Here is a 25857-nt window from a genome sequence, read left to right as displayed (position 1 = left end):
GCATGGCTTGTGATCCGCGCCTGCGTCAGAAGGCGTAGCCGAAGCCGAGCACCGCCATGGGCGACCAGCCACGCTGATTGAACGGACTGTCGGCTACCCGATCGAGGTTGCGAACGAGCATGCCAACACCCACGAGGTTGACCCTTTGCGTCAGTCGGTAGCTGACGGCCAAGCGGGCATCGACATCCTTGAATCCGCTCGACGGGCGATAGATGGGCAGGCCCGATGCCGCCGACTGCTCCTCGTCGACGCCGAAATATCGCCGTAGATGCTTCGCGTCGGCCCAGCTCACGCCGATGCCCGGACTGATCGTCACTTTCTCGCTCAACCGGAAAGAGCGGGAAATGCGCGCGTTCACGATGACCCCTTTCGCATCGCCGCCGAACACTGGTGATGTCACGGACAGGTTGCCGGTGAAGCCTGCGACCTGCCCTGTCACGAAAGCCCGCCCACCGAAGGTATCGTTCAGCTTTCCGATACCATCGGGTACATCCTTTCGATCATAGCCGAGCATCCAGGTTACACTGACGCCCGCTTGTAGCTTCTCCTGATTGATCAGGTACAGACCGATGCCTTCCCCTGCCTTGGCGAAGAACCGGCCCTGTTCGACGTCTATGACCAGGGCGGGCTGAACCTGAAAATCGCGCGAACCCTGAAATTGCGGAAGGACCATCGTGCCCATGCCGACGACGACATGATCGCGATTATTCCGCTCGACTTCCGGCGCCGGCGAGATCGTCAACCCATCATCCGCCTGTTTAGCAGCCGCAGGCGAAGAAAGCCCGATCGTCAACACGCACGCGCTGGATGCGAAAAGGACGCGCGGCCACGGCCACGGAAGTGCGGCTATTGTCACACTGAAACTCCCGATATAAGATGCGAACCGGCATCTACGAGAATGTCTGCATTGGGTCAAGATGCATTAGCGCATCTTATATGGGGCGAGATGTGACTGAGCGAAGGCGGGGAGCAGACCTGGAACATGCATTGCTAGATGCAGCGTGGCTGGAATTGACGCTAAGTGGCTACACAGGGCTGACGATGGAAGCGGTCGCGGAACGTGCCGGTACCAGCCGTCCAGTGATCGCGCGTCGCTGGGACGGGAAGGCAGCGCTGGCGGTTGCGGCTATCCGCCGACAGATGTCGCGATACTCGCTCGATGTACCGGATTGCGGTGATGTCAGAACGGAATTACTTCAGTATCTTACGCGCGCGTCGCAACGCGCGGAAGGTATTGCTGCGGCACTTTCGCTATTCACCAGCGAGTATTTCTCGGAAGATGGATCGAACCCCGAAAGCTTGCACAATGCGCTGATCCGTGGCGAACAGGAAATCGAGACGGCAATCCTGAAGCGGGCGGTTGCTCGGGGTGAAGTGTCTAAGGATAAACTGGTTCCACCGGTCTTGACATTGCTTGGTGATCTATTTCGGCATCACGTGATCATGAACTTCGCCGCGCCTTCGGAGATCCTGCGAGCAGCTTGGGTCGACTCGATCTTTCTTCCGCTGATCCGAGTAGACCGATAGGTGCAGACGCCGGTCGCAATAGCGTACTGAACACATAGCGTTGTCGGATCGCCCAAACTTGGCGTCGCGACCAAACGGTTGCGACGCCAATCATCGCCGTTCAAAGCGCTTAACCGGCGTCGATCGTATTCTCGATTGATGCTGTGCTGTGGTTTTGGGAAGCCTTAGGCATTCCCGGAACTCGATCCCAATGAGAACGCCCCAGCAGCCGTCTCGCTGGCCGTTCCCAAGTGGGAACGGCTACGCTAGCTTTGCAGATGCGCCGCAAACCCGGTCAGGGTAGGTGCGGCGGCCTCCTCCCGTAGTTCCATGGAGGGGATGGCATAGTCGCCCGCGTTCTGTCGGCGGTATGGAATAGGCTCGTCGGTGAACAGCGCGCGCATCCGGCCGCGCAACATGTCGGACGTGGCGCGAGGTCCGTCGTCGTCCATTCGATCAGCTTGGTAGACAACGAATGGCGGCAGCATGTCGTAGCCCGGATAGAACAGCACGCCGTGGTTGATCGGGAACACCAGATCGTCGATCGGGCTGTTGATGCCGCGGCCCGTCATGTGGCTCCCAACCACCGGCAGTGACGATCAGCATGGCGCGCTTGCCGGCCAGCTTCCCCTCACCATAGCGATCACCCCAGCGCTGGTCGCTATGCTCGCCCACCCCGTAGGCGAAGCTGTAGGAATAAACCCGGTCGATCCCGCCCTTCAGGATCGCCGGCATCGAGAACCACCAGAGCGGGAAGGTCAGGATCAGGGCGTCGGCCCACAGCAGCTTGTCCTGCTCCGCGACCACATCCTCCGTCGGCGTGCCGTGGGCGAACGCGTGGCCCGATGCGGCGGGCACGCGCCAACGCTCGCGTCGCTATCCAAGCGCTGGCCCCATCGCTCGGAACGCCATCTCGACCAATCGGGCTTCCCGCGCAGTGCCTTCCGGATCATCGGGAAGTTGAGTCAGCAGCGCGAGCAATTGCAGGAAATCGTCGGCATCTAGCGGCTGGGCCAAGGCGCCGGTTCCTGCACAAGCCTGCATCAATTCTCGCACCGCACTCGCCAAGGCCTGGTAAGTCGCTGCAAATTCCCGATCGGACATGACCGCGCGGACCATGTTCGCAATGCCGTGCTTCTTTCGGCTGTAGTCGCTGAAACGTCTCGTCCAAAGCCGGAGCGCATCGAGCGGCGGATGCTCGACAAGCAGCCTCGGCGCCAGCGCCGCCAGTTCGTCGATGCTGTCCTGATAAACGGCGAGGACCAGCGCTTCGCGGCTTGCGAAATGGCGATAGAGCGTACCTTGCCCCACCCCCGCCAGTTTGGCGATCGCATGCAGCGGCGTGAGCGGGTCGCGGCCAAGCGCATCCCTCGTGATTGCGATCAACCGTGCACGATTTCCCCGCGCGTCAGAACGCATCTTGTCGTCGCTACCCATCTCATCCTTGCTAATCGGACAGCTGTCCGTTACGCACTGTAAGCGGACATTTGTCCGAAGATACGACAGGAGGCTGCGATGCTCTACCGTAAACTGGGCCATACGGGCCTCGACGTGTCGCCGATCTGCATCGGGAGCATGGGGTTTGGAGAGCCTGGGGAAGGTCATCCTGCCTGGTCGCTCGATGAGGACACGTCTCGTGGCATCATCCGGCACGCGCTGGAGGCGGGAATCAACTTCTTCGATACCGCGAACCTGTACTCGCGGGGCACGAGCGAGGCGTTTCTCGGTCGTGCGATTAAGGACTTCGTCAACCGGGATGCGGTGGTCATCGCCACCAAGCTGTCGGCGGGAATGCGAAACGGTCCCAACGCCGTCGGCCTGTCGCGCAAGGCGATCATGATCGAGGTGGACAACAGTCTCCGCCGGCTCGGCACCGACTATATCGATCTGTATCAGATCCATCGGCGCGATCAGATGACGCCGTGGGAAGAGACGCTCGAAGCCCTTCACGACATCGTCAAGGCCGGCAAGGTTCGCTATCTCGGCGCGTCGTCGATGAAGGCTTGGGAATTTGCCAAGGCGCTCCATCTGCAAAAGGCGCATGGCTGGACGCGCTTCGTCTCGATGCAGCACAATTACAATTTGCTGGCGCGGGAGGAGGAGCGCGAGATGATCCCGCTTTGCGCGGACGAGGGCGTGGCGACGCTGATCTACAGTCCGCTCGCACGCGGCAAGCTCGCCCGTCCCTGGGGAACGACGACCGAGCGTATGCAGACGGAACCCGCGGGTGCCGAACAGAACCCGGCCACGATCGAAAGCGACCGCGCTATCGTGGAGGCGGTGAACGCGATCGCCGCCGAACGCGGCGTTAGCGCGGCGCAAGTCTCGATGGCATGGCTATGCCGCAATCCCGTCGTCGCGGCACCGATTGTCGGCGCTCTCAAGCCCAAGCACATCGACGATGCGGTCGCGGCGCTGACACTCCGTCTCACGGACCTGGACGTAGAGCGGATCGAGAAACCCTATACGCCCAGGCGGGATGGTCAGGGCGTGTCGGATCCGGCGCTGATCCACCGCGCCATGGAAGCCGCCACAGGCTTCAAAGCCGACGCGCCGCTCATCTGAGATGATGTCGCGCCATCGTCCCGGGTGGCGCGACAGCGATCGACAGGAAGCGTCTATTGTCGCAAACGAATGGCACGTTGTGCAATCGCGCGGTAGGTAGGCCGAACGGCCGAAATCTGGCCGCGTCGCCGACTCGCGAGCCGCGACAACGGCCTTTCGACCTCCTGAATCTGTCCTTCCATTCAAGGCGTTCAGCAAATCAGCGCGACGTGCCCTAAGCAACCATTCGCATGGCTCCGTGGCCAGTCACGATGCGAAGCTCGTCGATCGGGAAAGCGCGTCCCACCGGTCGCGTTCTTCTTTCATCGCCTCCAGCTTCTGGTCGACCAGGCCAAGCGCGTCGGCGCCGAGGAACAGCCGCGTCGGCGGCGTTTCCGCGTCGATCAGGGTAAGCAGCGCCTGCGCGGCCTTGGCCGGATCGCCCGGCTGGTGGCCGCTCTTGGCCTGCCGTGCCGCGCGCAGGGGGTCCATGACCGCATCATAGTCGGCGATACTGCGCGGCGTGCGGTCCATCGAGCGCCCCGCCCAATCGGTGCGGAACTGACCGGGGGCGAGCGCGGTGACACGGATGCCGAAGCCGGCAACCTCCTTGCCGAGCGCTTCCGAGATACCCTCCAGCGCGAATTTGCTGCCGCAGTAGAAACCGATTCCCGGCATGGTGATGAACCCGCCCATCGAGGTCACGTTGACGATATGGCCCGCCCGGCGCGCGCGCATGCCGGGGAGCACCGCCTTTATCATCGCCACCGGCCCGAACACATTGGCGGCGAACTGGCGTTGGAGATCGTCGATCGACGATTCCTCGACCACGCCCTCGTGACCATAGCCGGCATTGTTGACCAGCACGTCGACCGCACCCGCCCTCCGCTCCGCGCGGGCGACGGCGTCAGGGATGGCGGCATAGTCGGTCACGTCCAGCACCAGCGGATGAGCGCGATCGGGATCGAGCGCCGCAAACGCATCGGCGTCGCTCTCGCGCCGGACGGTGCCGATGACCCGGTGCCCGGCATCGAGCGCCCCTTTCGCGAAGGCGCGGCCCAGGCCCGAGCTGACACCGGTGATGAGGAAGGTCTTTGGCGCGGCGGAGTTCATACGATAACCCTGTAAAACCGAATAACTATATCACGATATAGGTGCGTATGACGTTAAGCAAGCCCAACGGCTCCCCCGGCGAACGGGGAGAACCCGTCCGCCAGCGGGTGCTCGAAGCGGCGGAACGGCTGCTCCGCTCAGGCAAGGCCGAATTTTCGATGCGCGATCTGGCGGCCGAGGCGGGGGTCAGCTTTGCCACCCCCTTCAACCAGTTCGGCAGCAAGGCAGGGGTCATGCACGCCCTGTCCGGCCGACGGATCGAGACGATGGCGATGCGCTATACCGCTGCCACGCCGCCAGCGGATGCGGCAGGCCGCGTCAGGATGGCGGTCGAGATCGCGGTTGCCGTCATGCTGGAAGAGCCGGACGTGAATCGCGCCGTGATGGGATCGATCGGGACCGCTGGCCTGACTCAGACAGATGCCTTGGAACGATCCGCAGCCTTTTGGGCGCTTGCATTGACGGGCGAGGACAGTGTCAGAGTTTCGCGTCGGCAGTCACCAAACGACTTGCCTCGCCATCTCGCTCTCGCCTTCCGCGGTGCCCTATCGTTTTGGTGCGCTGGCGAGCTACCCGACGACGAACTTCGTCAGGCAGCCCTTGCCATCGCGGACGCGCTGATGCTCTCCGCTTAGGAGTAGCAACGGCCGTTAAGGGTGTAAGGTCAAGCCGCTAGGTTTATCCCTTCTGATGGACGAGGTTTCTCGTCACAAACGTACTGAAGGTGTTCATCCAGTTCTGGAAGAAAGCCTGACTTCCGTCGGCAAAGATGCCATCTTCGTTCACCAGATCGGCCTGCCATTGAATGTAAGTCTCAGGCTGCCCGAACATCGGCATGTCGAAAAACGTGAGGACGCTGCGCAGATGTTGTTGCGCGATAGCTGTGCCGGTGCCGCCGGGGGAAACGCCGACGATTCCTGCGGGACGACCCGACCACGAGTTGTTGCCATAGGGGCGTGAGCCATGATCGAGGGCGTTTTTCAGCGCGCCGGGTATGGAGCGGTTGTACTCCGGCGTGACAAAGAGGACACCATCCGAAGACTCGATGGCAGCCTTCATCCGGAGTACTGCCGCGCTTTGGTTCGCGTCATCGTCCTGATTGTAAAGCGGAAGGTCGCCGATCGACACGTCGATGAAATCGAAGTTCGACGGGGCGAGACGTATCAATGCGTCCGCGACGCGGCGGTTGATCGAGTCCGCGCGCAGGCTGCCGATGATGGTGGCAATGCGATAGGTCATGGATAGCCTCTCGGGTTGGATGGCGGCTCAGGCTTCGATGCGCCCGCGGTCGCTCTGGTAGACATTGGGGTCGAGGCCGAACGAGCTCTGGTTCTGGTCGAGCGCGGAGATGCGGGCCATGTCGTCCTCGGACAGCTCGAAGTCCCAGGCGGCGACGTTGTCGGCCAGATGCCTGGCGTCCGCCGCCTTCGGTATGACGACGAGGCCGCTCTGGATGTGCCAGCGAAGGACCACCTGCGCGGCCGACCGTCCAAGGCGCTGCGCGATCTCGATGATCGCTTCCTGCTTCAGGATCAGGCCATGTTCCAGCGGGCTCCAGGCTTGTGTCAAAATGCCCTTGGCGGCGTTGTAGGCGCGCAGTTCGCGCTGCTGGAAACGCGGGTGCAGTTCGACCTGGTTGATGACCGGCATCACACCGGTTTCGCCCGCGATCCGGTCGATCATGTCGGCGGTGAAGTTGGCGACGCCGATCGAGCGGACGCGGCCCTCTTCCTGCAAGCGCACCAATGCGCGCCAGCTTTCCGCATACAGGTCCTTGGCGGGCTGCGGCCAGTGGATGAGATAGAGGTCGATCGACCCGATCAGCTTCTCGCTGGCATCGAAGGCGCGCAGGGCATTGTCATAGCCGTGCATGCCGTCCTGCAACTTGGTGGTCACGAAGACCTCGCGGCGGTCGAGGTCGAGCGAGCGCAGGCCTTCGCCGACTTCCCCCTCGTTGCCATAGACGGTCGCGGTATCGAAGTGGCGGTAGCCGACCTTGGCCGCCTCGCGCATCAGCGCGGGCAGCGTGCCTTCGGGCACATACATGACGCCCAGGCCCATTTGCGGAATGGCGGCACCATCGCGCAACGGCAGCGTCCGTGCGGTATTATCCATGAAAGTCTCCGGTATGGCGCGCAGGGAATGGCACTGGTGGTTACACCAGCCCCAAAAGCCCTGAGCATATCGATGTTGGTATGGGCGGCGCTGGTGCCGCCCGGCTCGCATCACTTGTCCTGCTGAACTGCCGGCAGCTCGGTCTTGATGAGGGCGGCAACGTCGGTGACCGGAATACCCTGACGGTCGTTGAACGTGCCTGCCTTCGGCCATGACATGCCGCGTCCGATTGCGAAGGCGGCGCGGTACTTGCGCATCATGTTGTTCGGATCGTTCGCCAGCTCTTCCATCAGGAAGGGAACAGTCCAGACCGACCGCTTGAAGGGGCGGCCGAACGCTGCCTCCAGCTTGTCCGCGACCTCGCCGTAAGTGACGGTGTCGCCAGCGAGGAAGACGATCTCGTTGCGGATCGTCGGCTCGTAGAACACGATCTCGGCGGTCAGCACGCCGATGTCGTCGGGCGTCGTCAGCGTCACGGCAGTGTCGAAGCTGCCGAGCGCATGGACCTCGCTATTCTCCAGATCGACGACGCCGAAGTCCGGCTCGAACAGATAGCTCATGAACATGCCGGTGGAGATGATGACCCACTCGGTCTTGTCCTGCGCGCGCAGCAGCTCGCGCACGTCGAGCTGCGCATCGAAGATGTCCTGCGGTCCACCGCGACCGATCGCTTCGAAGTCGACGCCGAACTGCCACGGGAAGTAGCGTGGGATGCCCGATTGCAGCGCCGCCTTGGCGAGCTTCATCGGCGTGTTGATCCCCGCCGCATAGCCCGCACAGCCGATCACGGTGTCGTAGCATGCGAACAGCTCGGCAAGCTCGTCGATCGTGTCGTTGACCAGATCACCGAGGACGATTGCGATGCCCGCCGCACGGATTTCGGCAATGTCGCGTTGCTTGGCTGGATCGCCGGACTCGATGGCGCTTTCGCGCAGCAGGACGCTGATCTTCGCGCCGTCGATGTCCTTCGCGCGACGCCCCAGGTTGCGCAGCACTGGCATGCCAAGCTCGCCTGCACCCAGGACGAGGATGTTCAGTGACTTCACGGAAGAGGTTGTATCGTTCATCGTTCTTGCTCGTTTTCACCTTGGTTGCCCGCGATCTGGCAAGCCTCGGACAAGCGCGAAAGATGGGTACATGCGTGATACTGCTATTAATTCCCTGAGCCAGGAGGACATCCTTCGCTACTCGCAGACGGTTTGTGACGGCCTGCGCGACGATGACGACGGCGTGCGCCGTGAGGTGCTTGCTCATGCCGGTAACCGCTGGTCGCTCGGCGTCATTCACACGCTCGGCGTCTACGGCCAGCTTCGTCACGCGGAGATCGGGCGCCGCATGCACGGCATCACGCAACGGATGTTGACCCGTACCCTGCGGCACTTGGAACGCGACGGGCTGGTGATACGTCACGACTTCGATGAGATCGTGCCGCACGTCGAATATTCGCTGTCCGGCACAGGCCTAGAACTTTTGGTCAGGCTCGTTCCACTGTGGACGTGGATCGTCGGGAACGTCGATAGCTTCCGCGCCTCCCGAGAAACGTTCGACCGGCACCATCCAGTAGAAGAAGCTATCTGACTCGCAACCTCAGGCTTTGTCCCAAAATACCATGTTTTTAGGACGCTCGCGAACGGCAGCTCTCGGTTAAACCCGCCTTTCGGCTTAGCCTCTGCGGATGACGGATTTGTCCCAGGCCTACCAAAGTCGGCTCCCCGCCAGCGGAACGGGGAGCCGATGGTTCAAATCTCGGTGTTTTCGGCGAGAGCAAGCGCGTCTTCCACATCGATACCAAGATAGCGGACCGTATTCTCGATCTTGCTGTGGCCGAGCAAGATCTGGACGGCGCGCAGGTTGCCAGTCGCCCGGTAGATGATCGAAGCCTTGGTTCGGCGAAGCGAATGCGTGCCATATTCGCTCCGCATCAGGCCGACACCCGTCACCCATTCGTCGACAAGCCGGGCATATTGTCGGGTGCTGAGATGACCACTGTGATCAACCCGGCTTGGGAAGACGTAATCGTCCACAGTGCCGCCCCGTCGCTCAAGCCACGCCAGCAGGCTGGCCCGGGCATCGGGGAGAAGTTCGAATTGAACAGGCCGACCCGTTTTCTGCTGCATGACGATGGCCCGCGTTCGGATCTGCCCTCCGCTGACGACATCGCCAATTTTCATGCGAACGAGGTCGCAACCGCGCAGCTTGCTGTCGATAGCGAGGTCGAAAAGGGCACGGTCCCGCAAGCGGCGGCGCTGATTGAGGTAGAAGCGGATCTCCCAAATTTGCTTGGGCTTCAGGGCCCGCTTCGCACCGACTGCGCGCCCCGCATTCCAGACCGGGCGCTTGAGGGAAGCATTCGCGGTTTCTGACATTTCCATGATCATTCTCCGATGGCCAGAAGCGGCCATTTTGGAGAACGGCTGCAACCCCCACGGAGAGAATGGTGTGAGGCGTGGGGCAGGCAACACGCGGGAGATCGTGGGGGCGGACCATAGCTTCCTATCAATTGACAAACTTTGCCAATCTTTGCTATTTTTCCGACCTTGGAGGTTGCCATGGCCACGATGAATATCTCACTGCCCGACCCTATGAAGCAATGGGTGGAGGCGCAAGCTGACACCGGCCGGTATAGCAATGCCAGCGACTATGTGCGCGACCTTATCCGCCGTGATCAGGAACGCGCCGACAAGGTTTCCGCCATGCAGCGCCTGGTCGATGAAGCCCGAACGAGCGGTCTAAGTGATGAGACGATGGCGGACATCCGGGCCCGGGCGATCAGCCGGGCTGGCTTGCAAGCCTGATCGTGCCTCGCTTCCGTTTAACACGCGCCGCAGTCGATGATCTGACAGCTATCTTTCTTGAGGGCATCGAGCAGTTCGGTCTACCTCAGGCCGACGCTTATCACGAAGGGTTGAGCGCGATTTTCGCGTTTCTCGCAGACTATCCCCATGCCGCGCGCCTGCGCGAGGAGATATCACCGCCTGTTCGCGTGCATCCCTACAAGGCCCATCTCGTGATTTATGAAGTGAACGATGACGACGAGGTCATCATTCTGCGTGTCCGGCATGGTCGGGAAGATTGGATATCCTCGAATTACAACGGCTAGCCTTGGCGAGATAAGGGCATGCAGCAAAGCCGCAGAAATCCCGCCCCACTTGGCGCTTCATACTGAGCGATAAGATTCTGGACGCGATCGGAATGCGTCGTTGCGATTTAGAGACGGGGACGTCGGTCTACGCCAAAAGCGGCCACTTCTACGCTTTGCCCCGTCGATCTCTGCCGCGCCAGCGCCGCCATTTAGAGGCTCATTTGCGGCCGTCTCGTCCGCCATCAGGCTGCCGTTGCTTCCTCGACAGCCCCAATGAACTCGGAAAGATCATTGGCGCGAAGGCAGGCGCGAGCCGTGGCCGCGTAGGCTGCTTTTGGTCCTGCCGCTTCGCTTAGTTTTCCAATCAAACGCTGCACTCGCTGATGATCCTGAAGGGTGCACGCTTCATATGTGTCGGGACACGCCAAGCGGTATTCCTCGATTAAATTCGAGATCTCGCGCCATTTCTTTTTCCTCGCAGCTACGAGACGGGGGCTATCAAGATAAAGTAAGTGAACCGTCGTTTCGACACGCTTTTTCACGATCACATTGTTCGGATCGACGGGAAGCGGCAGACCCTCTTCGTCGAAGGTCATCAGCTTTGGATCAGTCTTGCTAGCGGGATCTAATAGCAGCACCGTCTCGTTTGCGGTGCTTCTTTGAGCCCATGTCGCCCTGACAGATCCGGGCGACAATGGAAAGAAGTCCCACTTACCCCTAGTTGTCCCATGATCATCAGTGTGAGGGGAATTGGGATAGCTCCCTGCAATGCGATAGTTTTTCCAGTCGAACGCCAGCCAAGGGTATCCGTCGTGAGCCGTTCGGTCCTCATCAAGCGCTCTCAATTTTGGCCTGAAGTGGTCAACATGCCAGTCAGAGACGGCATCGGGAGCCTCAGAGTACCAGCACTTATTGTGCGACATCTCGAGAAGAGCGTTTTTCACCTCGCCCCAGATTGCCACTCTGCCATCAATGTAAGCCTTTCTCTTGGCCTTCGTATCGAGTTGATCAAGGGCGGCTTGCAGTGCGGCAACTTTTTCCAGCCAGCCTGCTGGAAGCTTCGTTTCATCTTGGAAAACGTAAATCATGTCTGCTCGCCCTTTGGGGCCATGATCTCGGCGAGAATCCGCTTCGCGACCTTATTACGCTGCGCAATCGTTTCAGGCGAAAGCGCTGCCCGCCCTTGCTGCTTCAACTCCGTTAAAGCTCGAAGGAACAATTCGTATTCCGGCTCCCGATCTTCCAGAACAAATCCCAGTCTCCTCAGCCGTTCGCTTAGTTCCAGAAGGCGGTGTTCTTGGAGGGTGGTGCGTCCATGCAGGCGAAGAAGACTGTTCCGCTCATCAAGCTCACTCTGGGTATCGGGATCCAGTGTGGTTGGAAGGCCAAACACCTGAGTCAGAATGCTGGTAAAGCCTAGTCCGCGGGGATCGACCTCCGGCGGGCTCGCGGTGACAGTCCCTGATTTGGAACGTGCCATTACTTGGACTTGTGACGCCTTCAGGCTTCCAATCGTCAGCGGATCATGGGTCGTAAGAATAATGTGACTTTCGCCGCGCTGCGCCACGTCCTTTACCAGATGAAGATAATCCCATTTCCAGTTCGGATTAAGGTGTGTGTCGGGCTCATCAAGCAGAAATAAGCTCTCGTCTTGACTCGTGAAGCGCATAAGCCCAAGGACGCTCAGAAGCTGCTTTTCACCATCGCTAATCTCGTGGAACGGGATTTCGCCAGTAACATCCTCTTTGTTGACCCAGATACGGACTTCACGAATTAAGTCGGAGATGTCTAGAGTTTCAAGAAGTGCAAAGAATGTCCTCTCGTCTTCAAATGATCGGGCTACGTCGTTGAGAGTATTTAGGTCCTTTAAGAAGATATAGATCTGCTCTTCGTTGGTTGGCTTCGCTCTGTAATCATCTTGCTCCCGTGCGCGATCAGCTATGGGTGCTAAAGCCTGATCCCAAAGTTTATCGAGGAGGGTCCGAACCAGCCCAGAGGAATTCCAAAATGTCTGATCGGTTACCTTCGTCTGGCCCGCTGAAGAGCTCCCGTCAGCCCAGCGGGGCTTACGCAGGACAAGCAGAGCACTGTCGAAACCTGTGATGCCCATATGCTTTTTTAGGAATGTCTTCGCCGAGTCTGATCCAAAGGCAAAATAACTTAGTAGCGCCAGTTGCCCGTAGGCTGGTCTGCAGTAGAACAGCCGGCGAAGATCCAAATTTTTGATGTCCGTCGCAGAGGACTTAGGGGAAATTACTCTCTTGTAATATCGGAGCTGATGCCTGTCGAAAAGCTGCTCGAGCCGTCTGCTCGATCCGGAATAGTAGCCAAATACGTTTGCAGGAAGGTAAGTGGACTTCTTTAAATTGAAGGCAGACCGAGTTGTCGGATCGCCGTCAACGCGCACAGAAAACGTGCTTTCATCGGCTGAGTTTTCAATCTCGATCCGGTGCCCGTGGCAATTATAAGCGAGAGCATATGAGAACGGCGTCTGCTCACCGAGGTCCAAGTCGCGAAAAATGGTGACCAATGCCTCAATTACATTTGACTTCCCGGTTCCATTTTCACCGACGATGACAGTTGATAGCTCACCCTCATCAAATTTGATCTCGATATCGACGAGATTCTTAAACTGACCAAGCTTTAGCCAATCAAGCCGCATCTAGGACCACCAAATCGTCTTGAGTACGGCCGATTGCCACGTCTCCTCGAGCCATTTCTAACCGTAACTGCTTATAAAACTCGTCGATCACCATTTCGCTTTTACGCCAAAGATCCTTCGCGGAAGCCGTGCCGCCCATGTCTGCGAGAGTCAGTTTGAGATAGTCGGATGCGACATCCGCTCTCCTTTTTTCAGCCACGAGCGGTCCTTTCCTGATCGTGCGTGTTTCGGTCTCGGGTGCTAGGCCACGCCGATGCCGTGGGGCGGCATGGGTGTTTTTCGCCTGCTTGATCCGATCAAGCAGGATATTCGTGGGCTCGTCGTCCGGTGAGGGCTTTACGAGTTCGCCCCGGAACGCCTTGGCGAGGACAGCCTTTTGAAGTTGTCCCAATGCTTCAATGGCTTCGCCGGCAGTGGTTCGCAGAGCTTCGATCGCTGTAAATTCTCGATCAATGAAGTCCGCAGCTCTTCGAAAGTCGCGGCCTGGAGGGATTGGAATGGGCAACCCGCGAAGGGTGCTGCCGCTTATTTTCGGCATGTTTCCGGCCGTACCGGTGGCGTGTGCCCGCACATATCGGCGCGCGGCAGCGGAGTTGAGGTAGCGCCAGAGATACCGGCGCCGGTCGGCGTCGGCGACTCGCAAGCGCATCATCAGATCAGGGTAGATATAGGTCTGCTCTGGTCCGTCGAAAATCGCCGCGGCACCGAGATGCTCGAGGGCATTAGCGCGCTGAACCAGGAGATCACCAGGCTTCAGCCAATATCTTGAGTCATCGCTGGGTCGCTCATAAATTCGCTTCACCGCGGCCTCGTCGAGCCTTAGATATCCCGACGTCGTCGCAGTAAGTCGCAGAGCTAATGGTCCGGTGGCATCGGGGCCCGTTTTTGGCGACCAACCGTTCGTCGGGCCTTCATCCACCAGTTCGATCAACGGCATGTAATCCGGACGTCGCCCGCCTTGGCCGGCGTCCTCCTCAAACACCTTTCGAAGCACAGCGTCCTTATATTCCTCGCTGGCCGCAAGCGCCCCCTGAATGCTGGTCTGAGCTATCCGGGCCCTATTCTGATAGGCCGTAACCGCCGCTGCGATCCGGCGCTGTTCATTCGTAGGGGGAAGGCTGATCTTCGTCTGCTGGAACGTGCCTTTGGTGATGTGTCGGAGCCCGACACCGCCGTGAGCCTGGTCAATGAGCTCGTCTAACGTCTCGTTGATTGCGTGCTTGAAAAATATCGGGTCAATCAGATCCCGATCAAAGTCCATCCGAAAGATATGCTGATTCAACACGGCGGGCCCGCCGTCCCACAAGTGGGCGCCGAACGACGTTCCTGGGGTGCCCGACCATGCAAACAACAGGTCGCCATCATTAACGGAGAACCGGTCCTCGATAGGCCCATCGAAGTAATTGAAAGCCGCGGTCGCCCTATTGAGATTTTGAATCCTGACGATCGGTCTTCCCGTCTCAGTCCACTCTGACGGCTTGAACGCACGCCCGTTTATAAGTTCACAAATGTCACCAATCGGCACGGTTGCCCAGTGTGGTGGAAGCGAAGTCATCAAACTTCACCTCCGTCGGCAATCAGCTCGTCATTCAGGAGGTCAATCTGCTCAATGGCGACACGAAGTAGCTGCGAAATGCGGGCAGCAAGCTCCTCGGGTTCCGCCGTCGTATCCGGGTTTTCCTGATCGGTGCGGAGCCAAGCAATATCTAGGTTGTCGTCGCGAGCAGCTATCTGCTTTCGCGTGAAACGTCGGAACCGACCCTGTTCACCGAGGTCCTTGCGCTTACTTGTTCCAAGAGGATCCGGCCCGAAACACGCCTCGAACTCCGCGAAGTGTGAGGGTGCGAGTGGCTGCTTTTTGCCAAACGCCGGCATGCCGGCCCGCATATCGTAAATCCATGTCTCTTTGGTATTTCCATGAGGCTTTTCTCCTCGTGAAAAGAACAAGACGTTCGTCATCACGCCTTGGGCATAGAAGATGCCGGTGGGGAGCCGAACGATCGTGTGCAAATTGCATTTTTCGAGAATGTCCTGACGAACCTTTCTCCCGACGCCATCTTCGAATAGCACGTTGTCTGGCAGTACGACCGCTGCTCGACCTCCCGGTTTAAGGCCAAGGTAGATGTGTTGCAGAAATGCGAGTTGCTTGTTGGCTGTAGGGAATGGAATGTCGTGGCGCTGTCTCCGAGCGCCTCCGGCCCGGGCGCCAAAGGGCGGGTTGGCCAAGATGACGTCAGGCGCTGTCAACTGAGCGGAGTCAGCGGTCAGCGCGTCACCCATAATCAGCCGCAGATCCAGCCCATGCAAAAAGGCGTTCATCAGGCAGATTCGGTATGTGCCCTTCTCGATTTCCATGCCTTCAAAACGAGGCTTTCGCTTGGGCGCGCTCGACTTGGTCTGTTTGAGGAAAAAATCGTTAGCAGACACAAGAAAACCGCCGCTGCCCGCAGCTGGGTCCTGGATCAACTCGCCGCCCTTAGGTTGAACAAGGCGGACGATAGAATCAATGAGAGCGCGTGGGGTGAAATACTGACCGGCTCCAGATCGCGCATCCTGGGAATTCTTTGCGATCAAACCTTCATAGATGTCGCCCATCATGTCGGTCGAGATGGACCGCCAGTCGAGTCTATCTATACCGTCAATGACGGCTCGCAGGTTTTCACTGTGTGAAAACACAGTGGTCGGAAACGCATAGATTTTCCGAACACGATCGTCTTCTGCGTGACCGCCGAGGAACGTCAGAACATCTCGATAGTGGGTGAGAAGGTCACCCCCGGTGTAACCAACAATATCGTCCCAGCGATACCCAAGCGGTATAAGTTCCTCGGTGTTGTTTTCCGCAGCAATCTTGAGGAACAAAAGATAAGTTAGCTCAGATATGTACTCATGGTAACTAACGCCGTCGCCCCTGAGAACGTGACATAAATTCCATATCTTTTGAACGATGTTACCGTATTGCAAATCCATGGCCCCCGGGTCTTATCGATGTATTGCGGACTAAGCAGGCCTTCTTTGCCGCGCCGAGGTGTATCTTCCTGCACCCCGATCAGCTGCCAAGTCACCAAGGTTATGAAGGCGCAGCAATGGCAGAGCCGGCAACTTCACCGTAAGCTCAAGTCTTCCACCAATCGCTTCGACATAGCTCCGGAGCGTCGACAAACGCATATCCGCTTGGCCCTCGATCTTCGAGACCGAAGGTTGTTTGATGTTGAGCGCGGTCGCAATGTCAGCCTGAGCCTTTCCCGCAATCTGGCGCAGTTCCCGGAGACCTTCGACTTCCTGCTTCAATTCCTTGCCCCGCTCTTCGCCCGGACGCGAAGCATAGCCCGTGAGCTATATTCGATCAATCCGAAGAACGCGGTAACCTGACAAGAGACGCGCGATGACGCCATACGAACCGGACCTTCCGGAGACCATCCAACTTTGGTCGTTCGCAAAGCTGATCCGAGCATAATGAATGAAGGGCAGTTTGGCCCCTGGAACGATCCGAAGGAGGCAAACCGGAGTGTCAACAAGCCCGGACATAGAAGAAATGGCCGTCACGGCCCCGGGGAATGGCGGGTTTCTGCCTAACTCGACATTCCTGGGCATGGTGGCGACCGGCCGCTTTGTCCCAACTTACGCCGTTGCTGTGTGGGCGGCTCGGCGCGTCCAAGCGGTCAATCCTCTTTCATGAACAAGCGACTGGTTTCGGACGCTCGAAATGTGCGGGTGAGTCAGCGGAAATGGATATCCTCATCAATGAGGAACGCTTGCGTTCGTGAACGAGCATGTCGATCCTGTGTTTGGGACGTCAACATAGAGTCGCCTCACGCACTGAGCGCTGTCAATGAGGGTGTTTGCCGACGGAGATGCATTATTCCCGCCCGTCCGTCCCATCAGAGAGCCGTCCCGAGGGCAACACTTCATCAAGAGCAAAGGGACTGCCGCGCTGCTTCGTCAGCGATCGGTTGTCGCTACCCGCTCAATACTTGAGGCCAGTTCATCCTTGCGAAACGGCTTGATGAGGCGTGGCAAAGTAGCGTCCAGGCCCTCGACCTCTGCGAAGCCCGATACGATGAGGATCGGCGTCTCCGCGGATCGCTGCCGCACCTCACGCGCCAGATCGACGCCGGTCATGCCCGGCATCAGGTGATCGGTGACCAGCAGATCGACGCGAACGCCGTCGTCCAGGAAGCGCAGCGCCTGTTCGGCCGACGATGCCTCGATCACCTCGTAGCCGAGGTCCGCCAGCATGTCCGCGGTGCTGAGCCGGACCAGTTCCTCGTCGTCCACCAGCAACGCCCGGCCGCTGAGCGGGGCGACCTGATCCTCTTTGCCCTTCGGTTCGGGAGGCGAGGCGATGGCGGCGCTCTGCGGCAGCCATAGCTCCATGTTGGTGCCCACCTCCAGGCGGCTGTGGATGACGAGCGCACCCCCAAGCTGCGAAGCGAGCCCATGGACCATCGACAGGCCCAGACCCGTGCCTTGGCCGATTCCCTTGGTGGAAAAGAAGGGCTCCACCGCGCGTGACAGCGTCACCTCGTCCATGCCAGTCCCGGTGTCCGCGACCGACAGGCGGATGTAATCGCCGGGATCAAGGCCGTGGACTGAAGGTTCGGCTACCCGTCCCACACTGGCCGAAATGCGCAGCGTTCCACCGTCCGGCATAGCATCGCGCGCGTTCACGCTGAGGTTGAGCAGCGCCATTTCCAGCTGGTTAGGATCGGCCATCGCTGGCGGCAGGTCGGTCGCCGCCTCGACGACGACCTTGATCTGGGGACCGGTCGTGCTGGACACGAGATCACCCATTCCGTGAACGAGTTGCGCGATGTCGACCGGCACCGACTGCAATGGCTGGCGCCGGGCGAAGGCGAGCAAACGCTGAACGAGCGTCTTGGCACGCTCCGCCGACTGCATCGCGCCCGCGATCAGCCGCTGTTCGCGTTCATTACCGAGGCGCTTGCGTTGAAGCATATCCAGGCTGCCGACGATCGGGGTCAGCAGGTTGTTGAAGTCGTGCGCGACACCGCCCGTCAATTGCCCCATCGCCTCCATCTTCTGGGCCTGTCGCAGCGCTTCCTGCGACATCATCAGTTCTCGCGTCCGCTCGCCGACACGCTGTTCCAGCGTCTCGTTGAGATCGCGAAGCTCAAGCTCCATCGCCTTCCTGGCAGTGATGTCGATCGCCGTGCCCGTGACGCGGATGCATCGCCCCTGTTCGTCGAACACGCCACGGCCCTTCGCAGCGACCCAGCGCACGACACCGTCTTCCTTGCCGATCGTGCGGTACTCGACGTCATAGAGCGCGCGGCGCAGCGGGTCGGCTGCGGCGGCATAGGCTTCGGCAGTCGCCTCGGCATCATCCGGGTGAAGGCCATTGTAGAAGTCGTTCATCGTGACCGGGGCATCCGCCGAGATCCCGAACATCGCCTTGGTTCGCGGCGGCCAATGAAGAAATTCCGTGCCGCCCTCGACATCCCAGAAGCCGACCTCGGCATTCTCGGTCGCGAGGCGCAGCAAGGCCTCGCTTTCGAGCCGCGCCTCATCGGCTTCGTGCTCGGCGGTGCGGTCCCGAAACATCTTCACATAGCCGCCATGGTCCATCGCCAGCGGCATCATGAGTCCCGAACCCCAGAAGCGCTCGCCGGTCTTCCTGCTATGCCAGCGCTCGTTGACGGCCCGACCTTCCTGCCGGGCACGCGCCATTTCGGCGGTGAAGACGCCGGCGGCCAGGTCCTCTTCCGTGTAGAAAAGGCTGCCGGGCTGCCCGAGCGCCTCCTCGCGCGAATAGCCGGTCAGGCGTTCGGCACCGCTGTTCCAGCCGGAGATGACGCCCTTTGCATCCATCGTGACGATCGCGAAGTCTTCGGCACCCTCGACGATCTGCCGATAACGGGCCTCACTGCGCAAGGCGATGAGTTCGCCGCGTGCCCGCTCGATGACGAGCCCGGCGGTGTGAATGACGAACTCGACGATCTCGAGATCGGACGGCAGCGGCTCGCGCGGCTCACGATGATACATCGCGAACGTGCCGAGGACGTCGCCGTTCGCCGACCGTATCGGAGCCGACCAGCAGGCGTGCAAACCGTTGTCGCGCGCCAGATCACGGAAGTCTGCCCATAGGGGATCATTCATGATGTCGTTGACATAGACTGGCTCGCCGCGGTGGACCGCGCTGCCGCACGATCCGACAGCGGGACCGATCGCGATGCCGTCGATCGCTTCGTTATATGCCTGCGGCAGGCTCGGAGCTGCGCCATGGCGCAGGTGCCGGCCGTCCTCATCGAGCAAGAGCACCGATCCCAGCACTCCCGACTTCGACAATCGCTCGACCGTGAGGATGATCGCATCCAGCGTCTCCGCCAGCGGTGCGTTACGCACAACGCGTTCAAGGATTCTGCTTTGCGCCGCAGCGAGGTCGGCCGCGCGATCCCGCGCTTCGATCAGCCGCACATTCTCGATCGCGATCGTCGCGAGCTGCGCCAGGCTCTCAAGCCGTTCGATCGTGGCGGCATCGGCGGTTCGCACCGTCGACCAATAGGCCCCGAGCGCGGCGATGGGATCAGGGGCGCCGATCGGCGCGATCACCATGCTGCGCACGAAGGTATCGCGGTACAGGCCTTGCGGCACCCGATCGTCGTTTTGCGCATCGGCGATGGCGATCGTCGCGCCATGGCGCATCGCCAGCCCGGAGACACAGCCTCCGGCCTCGAACCGGCGCCCGCACCACAGTGGCCCGATCGCATCCTCCGCGACGTAATGGCACAATGCGCCGTCCCGCACGATCACCGCGATGCCGTCCGCCCCGATCGCCGCGCGGGCAGTGCGGCGAAGGACATCCACGACATCGTCTATCGACCGTGCGGCAGCGAGCTGGACGCTGGCCGCTATCAGGAACGAGGCGGTTTGTGCGCCTTGCTCATCCTCCGGCATGATACTTCCGATCATCGTCGTTCCTCACCTGGAGTATCGCTAGTCCGTACATGGATCGAGCAGATGCGATACCGGCAATTCAGACGATAGACGGTTACGGGTTTGAGCGACATCGCATAACTGGTCGGCGTCTATCAAAAAACCGGACATTCGACGCTTTCATCGCGAAGGGCAGGGGCGTCACACATCGTGCTCTTTGTTGCGAGACCACGCTCGGTTTCTCACCTCGTATGGGCGCACGAGGCGTACAGTCGAGTTCACGATCCGCGAAGCTATGGAAGGAGGGGGAGCGCGGCAGATGTGTGTCAGTGGTAAGTCGGACCGCTGATCCCCAGCATTTCCCGTTCCGGCAGACGATGGTAGAAACTCGATCTGAGAGGTGTCGATCATGAAAGACGAGTCGCGATCTTCGGATGAATTTATGTGCCGTGACCAGACGGAAGATGCGCCGCTGTTTGCTTCCGATTGGCTTTGGCGACCGTGGTATGCCAAACTGTGGTGGTGTACGATACCCCTCTACTGGGGCGGACGTATGGCCTCGGTCAAATTTCCTGTTCTTTCGAGCTTCTACGATTCCTTGCTAGCTGGCTACCTCGCGATTTTCTGTAATCCGTTGATCATATTGCTTCTACTGGGCTTCGGCTTTGTTCGTGCAAAGCTGAATCGAGGCGATTGGGTGATTACGCCTGATGTCCCGGAGAAAATGCTGCGGCCCGGTGACCTGTCTGATCCGTATACCGATCCGACGGACCCGCGGTCTGGTGTCCGGCATCTTCGACATCTGGGTGTACTGAAAGACGGAAGTCACTGATCCCTCCTGGACTTGAAGGACGGATCACCATCTGTCGGGCCACCCGCAGGATCGAGCGACATTCTTCCGGTTCGAGCAATCGAAGACTGCTCCATGGATGTGAGCGGCGCCGAGGGATCTAGGACTCCTCGTGCTGCATCCGCTTGCTCCAAGTAGCGGTTACGAAGTCCATCGTTTCCGAGAACTTTTTCTGCAAGATAACCTGTAAAAACTGTAGCTGGATTGGTTGAGCGGGCGGCTGCTCGTTCCGCCAAGGCGATAACATCACGAACATTGTAATTTACGATGTCAAGCGAGGAGCTCCCAGTCTCGGCCGTCGCGCCTCGGTCGACGCTCTCTATACCTATACTGCCGGATGTACGGCCAACGGTGCCACCGGTTGACGTTCGACCTTCGGCACCAGATGTCCCTCCGCCGCGCGATGCGGACCCGCTGATATTCCCGGAGATGCTTGTCGCTATTGACGCCGAATGTTCGGCGGATCGCGACAACGAACGTTGCCATCCGGTCTGCGCCATCACTGCGCTCACATCGCGCTGGATCGTATCCGCGACCTGCGGCTTGAGGCGCCAGTTGCCCTTGCGGTCCATCTCGAACCCGCCGCGCAACCAGTTGGCCATTGCGGCATGCCCTTCGGCGCCACCACCAAGAAAGTGCTCGATCGTGTCCGGCCCGGCCTGCTTGCCGGCCTCGAACCGGGTGCTGGTGTCGTTGCGGGCGGACCGGGAAAAGCCGGTGCTGCTGGAGACGAGCAGATCATTGTGGGCAAAGCTGAAGCGGGCGTGGCCGCCGTTCGCGACAGCGCCGAGCTGGCTTTCGTTGATAAGGCCGGCTTTCCACATTGCCGCGGCCGTCTGAGGCGTCAGGTTGAGGTTGAGATCGCCATTCTGATCCATCGCGATCTGCCGCCGCGACAGTTCGATGCCATGCTCGTGGAGCAGTCCCCGCATGCGGGTCAGACGCTCGTTCTCGACAACTCGTGTCAGCCGCTCGTTGCGCGCACGATCGGCGATGCCGGCCGCACCGCCCTCGGCCATCTCGACCTGGTTCCCGGAAGTGCGCGACAGCGCCTGGATGAAGCTGTCGAGCCGGGCGGCCTCACGCACCGACACGCCGGCCTCTGCGGCGCCTTCGGCAAAACCGGCATTGTCGGCCTGACGTCGCTGCTCGCTGATACGCGCGGCGGCTTGCGTACCGTCGTGCCCGACCTCGCGCTGGGCATCGAGCTTGCCGGCACGCTCGGCGACGTCATAGCCGGCGGTCTCACGGGCGCGCCCATAGACGCTGCTGCCCTCGCGAGCGGTTTCCGCCGTCGCGCCATCGGCGGTGCCGACCTGCGTGGCGGCGGTGTACGTCTCCAGCGCGTTGAGCACCTGAGCCTCGTTGCGCCCGGTCGCTCGGCTTAGTTGCGAGATCGCGGAGGCGCGTGCCTCGCCCGACAGGGCGGTGATGAACCCGATCCGCCGCGACGTCTCTTCGACAGGAATCCCCAACATCGCTGCGGCCCGACGATGACCCGCGTTGCTGCCCGTTCGCCACGCCTGCTCGGTCGCGACATTGCCGCGCTCGGTCGCTGCGACATGATCGCCGGCTTGATCGCGCCGCCCCTCCATCGCACCGACCCGGACCTGTGCTCCAGTCAGGTCGTTGCGGAGCATCGCTTCCTGATCGAAGGCATTGGCGGTCAGCTTGGCAAAGGTCGGATCGGCAGACGCCTGCGCGATCACAGTGGACGCCTTCAGCGCGGCATCGTCCTGGGAATAGCCACCACGCTGAAAAAATCGCTCCGCACCCTGACGCATCATGTCATAGGCGCGGTTGTCGCCGAACGCCTTCCACTGCGTCATACCGTGTGTGAACGCGGCGAACGCTCGTTCGCCGGCCTGACCCTGACCGAAATAGGTCGTGCCCAACGACCGCAGCGCATCCTTGTCGGCGAAGTTGTGGATCGCGGTCGTGGTGGCATTCGCCCGGACAGCCTGTGCGACCGCCGGATCATTTGGGTCACGGCCACGTAGGGCAGGGGAGAGCCCACCCAACTCGCGGGCGGCGTCGAGCCCACCCATGCCGAACGCCGCTACACCCGGTGCACCGCCGCCATGTTCGCCCAGCACTGCATCGGCTGCACCGAACGCGCGCGTCGTGCCGAAGGTCGAGCGTTCACCGAAGTCGCCGAAGCTGGACACCGCTGCCCGCTTCGCAAAGGTGCCGCCGGCCGAGGCCTGGGCCTCGAGCGCGGAGGCATAGCCTTCGCTGGTGCCGATGCCGGTTGCGGCAGACGTGCCTTGCGCCTGCGCCTGTAGCGAACCGCTGGTCAGCGCGGTGAAGACGTTGCCCGAGAAGCGGAAGACGGTGAAGACGAATGCGCCGGCAAGGCCTGCCGCGGCGGTGCGGAAGCTGCCGAAGATGGCGAGCGCTTTCATCGCTGCCGACGGGGCGAGGATCCAGGCGTTCGCGCCGAGATGGTTGGTTCGCATCTCCGCAAGCGCCGCCATCGCCCGCCCGAGCGTCAGCTGGTAGATTCCGGCATCGATCACGCCCCAGAGCGCCACGAAGACGAACAGGCCGAGCGCGAAGCTCGCGACGCGCAGGTTGATGGGGGTGAGGATGAACAGCATCGCGATCGGCACCATGAACAGCATGATCGCAAAGACCGTCGCGCGGATCGTCGGCATCCATTCGTTGGCGACCGACATGGTGGCCAGCCCGCTCGACATCATCGCCCGATTGGCCATGGTGCGTGCGGCCGCCGCTGGGCTGTCCTCGAAGAGCACGTCCCCGACCGTACGGCCCAGCAGCACGTCGGTGAGAAAGCCCTGCAGCGACAGCGAGGTCCCCATCATCATCCCGCCCATCTGGCCGAGGCGCTGGCGGCAACGCGCCAACTGACCCGCATGATCGACCGCATAGCCGGTGCGCTGGCAGATCTGGCGGGTATAGCTGTCGAACAGCGTCGGATCGGACAGCCGGTTCGAAATATGATCCCAGGCCTCGCTGCAACTTGCCGTGCGCCCGCCCTTCGCGGAGGCCGTGTAGATCGTGGAGTAGGTCGCGGGCCCCGCCATGGCGGCAAACGCGCCGGGCAGATCGGTCGTCGTGCGAAACAGCGTGTCGTCATCGACGCCGTACGCCGGCGAGACCCGTGCCACGGGATAGCAGCGGCGCACATAGTCGCGCAGCGTCGCGTCGATGAAGCTGTCGGTCATGGGGGCAGCCGGCGAGACGGCGTTGAGGAACAGATCGAAGCTATGGCCGCCCGCGCCCATTTCGAGCTTGGCATCGGGATCGAGCGTGTTGTCGTCGATGACCTCGGACAGCGCCCGCTCCATCATGTTGGTCGCGCCGGCCACCAGCACGATCAGGTTGGGCACATGGCCGACCGGCTGATAGGCGTTCCGCACCCGGTCATAGACGTGGACCGTGCCGGTGGTCGCGATCAGGCCGACGAACAGCCCGACACCGACCAGCATCTGGAAGCCATAGGCGACGAGCCCCATGCCCTGACCGCGCACGCTGGCGATCACCGCGCCAAGCGCGATGCCGACGACGCCGACGATCAGGACGAGGGTCATGTAGCGGGGATCGGCGAAGATCATCGCGACGAGGCGGAAGGCATCGACGGTCTCGGCGAAGCCGTCCCAGGTGTGGAAGCTGGTGTTCATCACGGTGCTCAGCGCCGCACGTCGGCACCGGCGGCGTCGCGCGCATCGCGATCCCGCTGGCGGACGAGCCCGGCATAGTTGGCGGACAGGTTGGCGGCCCCGAGCGCGGCGACATAGCTCTGCCGCATCTGCGCCCGCTGGCGCAGCACCTCGTCGCGAAGACCGCGCAGCTGCTCCATGCCCTTGGTGAGGATGCCAGTCTGGCAGAGGTTCGGACTGCCGGCGTCGAGGGCACCGGCGGCATTCGCGCCGCGCTCGGCGTTCGACAACGCGAAATCGATCGTCCGGGTGAGATCGTTGAGCATCTGATAGGCGAGGGTGAGCGCGACCAGCTCGTCGGTGTCGCCGATGACGGAATCGGTGACGCCTTCGCGGACTCCCCATTCGAGCATCCGGTAGATCGGCAGCGTGCGGACATTGGCGACGAACTGGCGTTCCTCAGTCGTGAGCGCGGTCCGGTTGCGGATCTTGGTCGAGATCGCCTGCATACGCTCGCGCGCGAGGACGAGAGCCCCCCGGCCCGAACCGTCCGGCGAACAGTCGTTCGCGGTCGCCGGAATGTTGAGCGCGCGGCGCTGGACGCGGCCGGTGAGAAAGTCGTCGGCGGACTCGCCGTCCTGGCGCGGGCAGGCGGGAATCGCCGCGAAGACTGGTACCTTGTCGGTCTCGCTCCAGCGCATGTAGACGTCGCCGACGCGCGCGCGCATCACGCCGGCCCAATCGCCGGCGCCGACCCGCGCCGCGGCATGGGCGAGCAACGATCCGGTCCGGAAGATATCGGTGACTTCGCGGGGACAGTTGGCGAGCGCGTCCTTCAGGTCTTCAGTCGGATTGCCCCGATTGGCCTGGATCTTCTCACGGCTCTGCTGCCAGCTCTTGGCGAAGCCCTGGCGGACGGACTTGTAGCCGGTCATCTCCTCGACGATGCCCGACATGTTGTCGTCGCCTTTCGCGATCTGGACCATGCGATTGGCGAGCCGGCAGTCGTTGACCTGGATCGAATTCAGATAGTTGGTCGCCGCCTCCATCTTCGAGATGACGTTGCCCATCTTCTCGTCGAGCGTTTCGAGCAGATACTGGAAGGCGACAGCGGGCGCGGCCTGGAGGATCGTCTCCAGCTTCTGGACCAGATAATCCGGGTCGAGGAACGACATGCCGCCAAGGAACATGTCGATGCCGCCGCATCCCGCCTTCACCTTGGGCAGCGTCAGGCTCATCAGATAATCGTCATGGACATCCACCCGACCCGACATGCCACCGGCGGTCACATAGCCGCGCGCCTGGTCCTCGAAACTGCCGGGTTGGGTATAGGTGACGTTGTCGAACCAGCTTTCCGCCCAGCTCTGCGCCTCGGAAGGCGCGGCGATCCCACACGACAAAAGGGCAGCGCAGGCGGTGGTGTACAGGCGAGCACGAAGCGACAGCATGTCGGCGATCCTCAGGAAGG

The 25857-nt window shown here is 61.0% G+C and carries 24 protein-coding genes; 8 read left to right on the top strand and 16 right to left on the bottom strand.

The features are described 5' to 3' along the window. Window positions 1-25: 25 nt before the first annotated feature. Window positions 26-796 carry a MipA/OmpV family protein gene (locus QE360_RS18355; protein WP_309703891.1) on the bottom strand — a complete coding sequence of 257 codons (771 nt, stop codon included), beginning with the start codon at window positions 794-796 and terminating at the stop codon, window positions 26-28. A gap of 80 nt (window positions 797-876) precedes the next feature. Between QE360_RS18355 and QE360_RS18350 the strand changes: the two genes are divergently transcribed. After that, window positions 877-1527, top strand: a complete 651-nt coding sequence (locus QE360_RS18350) for a TetR/AcrR family transcriptional regulator (protein WP_309703889.1) — start codon at window positions 877-879, stop codon at window positions 1525-1527. A 245-nt stretch (window positions 1528-1772) separates the two neighbouring features. On the opposite strand, the gene QE360_RS18345 is transcribed toward QE360_RS18350, so the two are convergent. The 3 genes from QE360_RS18345 to QE360_RS18335 all read right to left on the bottom strand — a co-directional run bounded on the left by QE360_RS18345 (window position 1773) and on the right by QE360_RS18335 (window position 2943). Then, the gene (locus QE360_RS18345) at window positions 1773-2078 is read right to left on the bottom strand and encodes a hypothetical protein (RefSeq protein WP_309704248.1); all 306 of its coding nucleotides are present in this window, start codon (window positions 2076-2078) and stop codon (window positions 1773-1775) included. Beyond that, window positions 1963-2313, bottom strand: coding sequence for an NAD(P)H-dependent oxidoreductase (locus QE360_RS18340; RefSeq protein ID WP_309704244.1), 351 nt, complete (start codon window positions 2311-2313; stop codon window positions 1963-1965). The genes QE360_RS18345 and QE360_RS18340 overlap by 116 nt, the downstream gene beginning before the upstream one ends. Window positions 2314-2382: 69 nt before the next feature. Beyond that, entirely contained in the window at window positions 2383-2943 is a 561-nt protein-coding gene (locus tag QE360_RS18335) for a TetR/AcrR family transcriptional regulator (RefSeq protein ID WP_309703887.1), read from the bottom strand. Between the two features lie 78 nt (window positions 2944-3021). Here QE360_RS18335 and QE360_RS18330 point away from each other — a divergent pair, with 78 nt between their 5' ends. Beyond that, on the top strand, window positions 3022-4071 hold the full coding sequence (locus QE360_RS18330; RefSeq protein ID WP_309703884.1) for an aldo/keto reductase: 1050 nt from the start codon (window positions 3022-3024) through the stop codon (window positions 4069-4071). A 246-nt stretch (window positions 4072-4317) separates the two neighbouring features. On the opposite strand, the gene QE360_RS18325 is transcribed toward QE360_RS18330, so the two are convergent. Beyond that, a complete protein-coding gene (locus tag QE360_RS18325; RefSeq protein WP_097383945.1) occupies window positions 4318-5163 on the bottom strand; it encodes an oxidoreductase in 846 nt (281 codons plus the stop codon). Between the two features lie 47 nt (window positions 5164-5210). On the opposite strand from QE360_RS18325, the gene QE360_RS18320 reads away from it, so the two are divergent. After that, entirely contained in the window at window positions 5211-5798 is a 588-nt protein-coding gene (locus QE360_RS18320) for a TetR/AcrR family transcriptional regulator (protein ID WP_097383946.1), read from the top strand. Between the two features lie 43 nt (window positions 5799-5841). On the opposite strand, the gene QE360_RS18315 is transcribed toward QE360_RS18320, so the two are convergent. The 3 genes from QE360_RS18315 to QE360_RS18305 form a co-directional block, all read right to left on the bottom strand. Then, window positions 5842-6402, bottom strand: coding sequence for an NADPH-dependent FMN reductase (locus tag QE360_RS18315; protein ID WP_097383947.1), 561 nt, complete (start codon window positions 6400-6402; stop codon window positions 5842-5844). Between the two features lie 27 nt (window positions 6403-6429). Further along, a complete protein-coding gene (locus QE360_RS18310) occupies window positions 6430-7278 on the bottom strand; it encodes an aldo/keto reductase (protein WP_097383948.1) in 849 nt (282 codons plus the stop codon). A 110-nt stretch (window positions 7279-7388) separates the two neighbouring features. Beyond that, window positions 7389-8324, bottom strand: a complete 936-nt coding sequence (locus tag QE360_RS18305; RefSeq protein ID WP_309703875.1) for an aromatic alcohol reductase — start codon at window positions 8322-8324, stop codon at window positions 7389-7391. A gap of 91 nt (window positions 8325-8415) precedes the next feature. On the opposite strand from QE360_RS18305, the gene QE360_RS18300 reads away from it, so the two are divergent. After that, a complete protein-coding gene (locus tag QE360_RS18300; protein WP_309703872.1) occupies window positions 8416-8856 on the top strand; it encodes a helix-turn-helix domain-containing protein in 441 nt (146 codons plus the stop codon). Between the two features lie 161 nt (window positions 8857-9017). On the opposite strand, the gene QE360_RS18295 is transcribed toward QE360_RS18300, so the two are convergent. After that, complete coding sequence (locus QE360_RS18295) at window positions 9018-9650, bottom strand: tyrosine-type recombinase/integrase (protein ID WP_309704241.1); 633 nt, start codon at window positions 9648-9650, stop codon at window positions 9018-9020. 177 nt (window positions 9651-9827) lie between these two features. Here QE360_RS18295 and QE360_RS18290 point away from each other — a divergent pair, with 177 nt between their 5' ends. Beyond that, on the top strand, window positions 9828-10073 hold the full coding sequence (locus QE360_RS18290; protein WP_309703870.1) for a type II toxin-antitoxin system ParD family antitoxin: 246 nt from the start codon (window positions 9828-9830) through the stop codon (window positions 10071-10073). 2 nt (window positions 10074-10075) lie between these two features. Next, entirely contained in the window at window positions 10076-10378 is a 303-nt protein-coding gene (locus QE360_RS18285; RefSeq protein ID WP_309703868.1) for a type II toxin-antitoxin system RelE/ParE family toxin, read from the top strand. 224 nt (window positions 10379-10602) lie between these two features. Here the strand turns inward: QE360_RS18285 and QE360_RS18280 are convergent, their stop codons facing one another. From QE360_RS18280 to QE360_RS18265, 4 genes are read right to left on the bottom strand one after another with little or no spacing between them, the layout of a single operon-like run. Further along, window positions 10603-11448, bottom strand: coding sequence for a hypothetical protein (locus tag QE360_RS18280; protein WP_309703866.1), 846 nt, complete (start codon window positions 11446-11448; stop codon window positions 10603-10605). Then, the gene (locus QE360_RS18275; protein WP_309703864.1) at window positions 11445-13022 is read right to left on the bottom strand and encodes an AAA family ATPase; all 1578 of its coding nucleotides are present in this window, start codon (window positions 13020-13022) and stop codon (window positions 11445-11447) included. The genes QE360_RS18280 and QE360_RS18275 overlap by 4 nt, the downstream gene beginning before the upstream one ends. Then, window positions 13012-14577, bottom strand: coding sequence for a restriction endonuclease subunit S (locus QE360_RS18270; protein WP_309704239.1), 1566 nt, complete (start codon window positions 14575-14577; stop codon window positions 13012-13014). Before QE360_RS18270 ends, QE360_RS18275 begins: the two co-directional genes overlap by 11 nt. After that, window positions 14577-15989, bottom strand: coding sequence for an N-6 DNA methylase (locus QE360_RS18265; protein WP_309703862.1), 1413 nt, complete (start codon window positions 15987-15989; stop codon window positions 14577-14579). Before QE360_RS18265 ends, QE360_RS18270 begins: the two co-directional genes overlap by 1 nt. Window positions 15990-16091: 102 nt before the next feature. Here QE360_RS18265 and QE360_RS19170 point away from each other — a divergent pair, with 102 nt between their 5' ends. After that, window positions 16092-16391 (top strand): hypothetical protein, encoded by a 300-nt coding sequence (locus tag QE360_RS19170; protein ID WP_405052652.1) that lies wholly within the window; start codon window positions 16092-16094, stop codon window positions 16389-16391. Window positions 16392-16961: 570 nt separating this feature from the next. Here the strand turns inward: QE360_RS19170 and QE360_RS18255 are convergent. Continuing rightward, a complete protein-coding gene (locus QE360_RS18255; RefSeq protein ID WP_309703858.1) occupies window positions 16962-19952 on the bottom strand; it encodes a PAS domain S-box protein in 2991 nt (996 codons plus the stop codon). A 373-nt stretch (window positions 19953-20325) separates the two neighbouring features. On the opposite strand from QE360_RS18255, the gene QE360_RS18250 reads away from it, so the two are divergent. Next, complete coding sequence (locus tag QE360_RS18250) at window positions 20326-20748, top strand: hypothetical protein (protein ID WP_309703857.1); 423 nt, start codon at window positions 20326-20328, stop codon at window positions 20746-20748. Here QE360_RS18250 and QE360_RS18245 read toward each other — a convergent pair. After that, window positions 20742-24410: a conjugal transfer protein TraG N-terminal domain-containing protein gene (locus QE360_RS18245; RefSeq protein WP_309703855.1), complete on the bottom strand. Its 3669-nt coding sequence runs from the start codon at window positions 24408-24410 to the stop codon at window positions 20742-20744. The two genes, QE360_RS18250 and QE360_RS18245, sit on opposite strands and share 7 nt — an antisense overlap. Before the next feature lie 8 nt (window positions 24411-24418). Next, the gene (locus QE360_RS18240; protein WP_309703853.1) at window positions 24419-25837 is read right to left on the bottom strand and encodes a conjugal transfer protein TraH; all 1419 of its coding nucleotides are present in this window, start codon (window positions 25835-25837) and stop codon (window positions 24419-24421) included. Between the last annotated feature and the right edge of the window lie 20 nt (window positions 25838-25857).

Origin of the sequence: Sphingomonas sp. SORGH_AS_0789, assembly GCF_031453055.1 — a bacterium.
Lineage (GTDB): Bacteria > Pseudomonadota > Alphaproteobacteria > Sphingomonadales > Sphingomonadaceae > Sphingomonas.
The sequence above is the reverse complement of the archived record's forward strand: the minus strand, read 5'-3'. Positions and strand labels throughout refer to the sequence as shown.